Annotated in this window: 4 protein-coding genes and 1 pseudogene; 4 read left to right on the top strand and 1 reads right to left on the bottom strand. The window is 55.2% G+C overall.

Annotation, left to right across the window (positions count from 1 at the left end; all coding sequences use genetic code 11):
* The 4 genes and pseudogenes from xerC to A7Z06_RS21390 all read left to right on the top strand — a co-directional run.
* Window positions 1-1078 (top strand): site-specific tyrosine recombinase XerC (gene xerC, locus A7Z06_RS21410; protein ID WP_105279582.1); only part of this gene is annotated, 1078 nt, incomplete at its 5' end.
* A 532-nt stretch (window positions 1079-1610) separates the two neighbouring features.
* Entirely contained in the window at window positions 1611-1946 is a 336-nt protein-coding gene (locus A7Z06_RS21405) for a hypothetical protein (protein WP_236582701.1), read from the top strand.
* Between the two features lie 72 nt (window positions 1947-2018).
* Window positions 2019-2489: pseudogene (locus A7Z06_RS21395) on the top strand (cytidine deaminase-like fold-containing protein); the annotation flags it as partial.
* On the top strand, window positions 2486-2842 hold the full coding sequence (locus A7Z06_RS21390) for a hypothetical protein (protein ID WP_105279581.1): 357 nt from the start codon (window positions 2486-2488) through the stop codon (window positions 2840-2842). The pseudogene A7Z06_RS21395 and the gene A7Z06_RS21390, both read left to right, overlap by 4 nt.
* A gap of 40 nt (window positions 2843-2882) precedes the next feature.
* On the opposite strand, the gene A7Z06_RS21385 is transcribed toward A7Z06_RS21390, so the two are convergent.
* The gene (locus A7Z06_RS21385; protein WP_105279580.1) at window positions 2883-3212 is read right to left on the bottom strand and encodes a SymE family type I addiction module toxin; all 330 of its coding nucleotides are present in this window, start codon (window positions 3210-3212) and stop codon (window positions 2883-2885) included.
* Between the last annotated feature and the right edge of the window lie 195 nt (window positions 3213-3407).

Below are 3407 nucleotides of genomic sequence, written 5' to 3'. Positions count from 1 at the left end.
GCCGGAAGCCCTTTATCTCAGCCGCCAGAACGAACACACGACACAGCGCCGGCATATGCTCGCCTGGCTGGAAAGCCTGGAAGCCGCAGGCTACAGCGCGCGCAGCGTGGAAGGCTACCGCGAACGGCTGTTACCGTTCGTGACGTGGTGCGAGGAGCGCGGCCTGCTGTACGCGCCGCAGATAAGCCTGGCCGTGCTGGAAGCGTACCAGCGCCACTTACGCAGTTACCGCAAGGCCGACGGTAACACGCTGGCGGTGGGTGGGCAGCTTAACCGCTTAAGCGCAGTGAAGAACTTCTACCGCTGGCTGCTGAAACGCCACGTCATCCTCTACAGTCCGGCGGAGATGCTGACACTGCCAAAGGAGGAGAAACGGCTTCCGGCGCAGGTGTTCAGCGAGCAGGAGACGCGGCAGGTGCTGGGCAGTCTGGACACGGAGAAGCCGCTGGGCCTGCGTAACCGGGCGATCCTGGAGGTGTTATGGAGTACCGGGATCAGGCGCATGGAGGTGGCGAACCTGATGTTATGTGACGTGGACTTCACGCGGGGCGTGGTGAACGTGCGCCTGGGCAAGGGGAAGAAAGACCGGGTTGTTCCGGTGGGCCATGTGGCGCTGGAGTGGGTGATGCGCTATCTGCGCGATGTGCGGCCTCACCTGACGCAACGCGCCGACAGCGGTCACCTGTTCGTGACGTACCACGGTAAGGGACTGAGCCGGGGAACGCTGACGCAGATCGGCGGGGAAACCATCCGGGAGAAAGCACGTATCAACAAGCCGGGGGCGTGTCACATCTTCCGGCACTCGATGGCGACGCAGATGCTGGACAACGGCGCGGACACGCGGCATATCCAGGCGATCCTCGGCCATGAGAAGCTGGAGACGACGCAGATCTATACGCGGGTAGCCATCGGTCACTTACAGGAAGTTCACGCGCTGACGCACCCGGAAGAGCAGGACGAGACATGGCAGGAACGACGTGGCCCGCAGGTGGCGGCAGAGCCGCAGACGCGGCGTGAGCGTAATCACGCAGAGATGGAGCGGGCGCTGGTCAGCAGGAAACGCAGCCGGAGACGCTGATGCAGGCCGGAAGCGTGATCATCGCCGGACAGCCTGAAAAGTTAGCGGGCGATCCCTGTGAGGCCGTGGGGTGAGGTGCAGGGCAGACACCCGCCTTCCCTGGCGGTTGACTGCCCCCTGCCAGCGGAGTGCGCGGGGGTAAATGCCGTTCGCCCCGTGGAGGCAGGCGTGTCCCATGCGGCCACGCGCACGGGGCAAACGTCATTCAACATAATGCGGGGGATTATGCGCACTCTCGCCGGGTGGCAATGACGGCGAACCCGACCCGCTGCGCGCGGCTCGTGTTCGCACAATCCGCATTATGTCTGGCGCCCCCGCGTTCAGCCCCGCAGTCCGTGCAGCGCAAAGCTTCGCTCTGCTGTTGGCAGTGGTGCCGTTCTGTGGCCCCGCAGTCGCCGCCATCCCTGGCGGCTCCGGTGGTCCGGTCCGGCCCCGTCATCGTGGGCCAGCCTGCTGTAAGAGGTTGTCGGCCTGGCGGCCTCCGCTTGTAAGGGCTTTATGCCCGCCCGGCGTCGTCTGGCTGCGGCGGCTCGTGCCGCGCAAAAAGGCCGCGCGTCACTCGTTCCCGCCTCGCAAGCCACCGCTGCCCGCCCCGGTCAGGTGTGGTCATGCAAAGGCAACCCCCGGTCAGGCAGCGGTGCCACAGAGCGCCGTTCCGTCGCTTGCGGACTCTCTGCCGCCCGCACCCGCAGACCCCGCGCCGTGGCCCCGCCATGCCGCCGGAGGCGTCCTGGCGGCCCCCCGTCACGGGGTGCCGGAAACGGACTTAGTGGAAAGCGGAATGACAGGCGGTGGTGGTGGTGCTATGGTGAGCGGGCGTGAAAACGCGCGTCGGGAAAGTTGGGTTAACATGCTGTTAAATAAGTAAAAGGTGATAGCCGGGAAGCCAGAAACGGCGCGGGCGGTAGCGTGTTAAAAAGTGTGACCTGCACCGGATCGTTCCGATGACCCGATAGGGCTGGCGGGAGGGCTAAATCTCTATCAGTATGCACCGAATCCGCTGGGGTGGATCGATCCGCTTGGATTAGCTACGGTAGATGTTACATTCGAAATGAATGGTGAGATTTTTACCGGCTCGAATCCTACAGAACGTACACCTAGAGGCGGTGGTAAAACCCTTCCAGGATTGGGATATCCAAATAATGACAGATATTCTATGCATGCAGAGATTGATGCCATGATGAAGGCTCATGATAAAGGTATGCGAGGAGGGAAAGGCGTATTAACTGTTGAAGGTCTTCCTGTATGTGACTTCTGCAAACGTAGCCTAAAAAATATGGCCCAGCATTTGGGGCTCGAAGACTTTACTGTTCATGAGAAATCTACTGGCCTCACTTATAGATTTAAAGGCAATGATTTGCATCCTATTCGTAAAGGTGGGAAAGGATTTAAAGGATGTGAAATGAAATGAATAATATATATATATCTATCAGGACGGATATTGATAATGAAGATAGCGATGATGGTTATTTTTCATTAGGTTTTGTATTTAATTATGATGACAGCATCATCCCACATAACATAGGGTTATGTCGTGATGAGCTAGAAGGGGAACCTGATTCTATTTACATAGAAGCAGATGACCAGATCTATGGTTTTAGAACTAAAAAGGCGAAATATACAATTGATGATAATATATTGACATTAACACTTCTTGATGAAAATGTTTTTTACTGGGATAAGTCTAAAGCAGTTAATATTATAATAGATGAAAAAGAAATAGATGAAATAGAAGAATGCTTGAAATCTATTTTTAATTTTTAAAAAAGCCGGGAAGGTTATAAAATCTTCCCGGCTTTTATTTTTATACCTCGCGTAATACGCCGGATATCCCGCTCTTCATTCCCTTAACCGCCTGTTTAACCTGATAAAGTTCCTTCCTCAGTTCCTGCACCTCGTCGCGCTCTGCAATCAGGATCAGGCACCCCTCCGAGATCTTCACGGTGACACCCGTCCCGGTATCAAATCCCGCCTCAGCGAGCCAGTCGCCTTTAAGGTGCAGGCTGGGGTGTCGTGAATAATAGGTGGTCATGCCTGTTTTACTGTTCTGGTGGCGGGCGCTGACATAACCTACCTGATACTGGCGCTGTGTTTTGGAAATGGTGACTTCTGGCGTAATATCGTGTTCAGCCATGATTAACTACCGTGATTAGTTGCTTGTGGTGAGCGGTGATTAAGGGGGGGCAGCCCCAGGGAAAGATCACATAACGTTGTTTTTTGCACTAAATAATTCGCACTATATATTCAATAATTGAGTAATTCCTTATTACTCAAAACTGTTTTTCACAGCTTATATATAATCAAATACTCCTTACATAAATAAGGAGAA

Source organism: Escherichia sp. MOD1-EC6819, assembly GCF_002965765.1.
GTDB lineage: Bacteria > Pseudomonadota > Gammaproteobacteria > Enterobacterales > Enterobacteriaceae > Escherichia > Escherichia ruysiae.
The sequence above is the reverse complement of the archived record's forward strand: the minus strand, read 5'-3'. Positions and strand labels throughout refer to the sequence as shown.

What these genes read in the sequence shown, in the direction of transcription:
- A7Z06_RS21385 (WP_105279580.1), bottom strand. Translation starts at nt 3,212, where the DNA reads ATGGCTGAACACGATATTACGCCAGAAGTCACCATTTCCAAAACACAG.
- A7Z06_RS21390 (WP_105279581.1), top strand. Translation starts at nt 2,486, where the DNA reads ATGAATAATATATATATATCTATCAGGACGGATATTGATAATGAAGAT.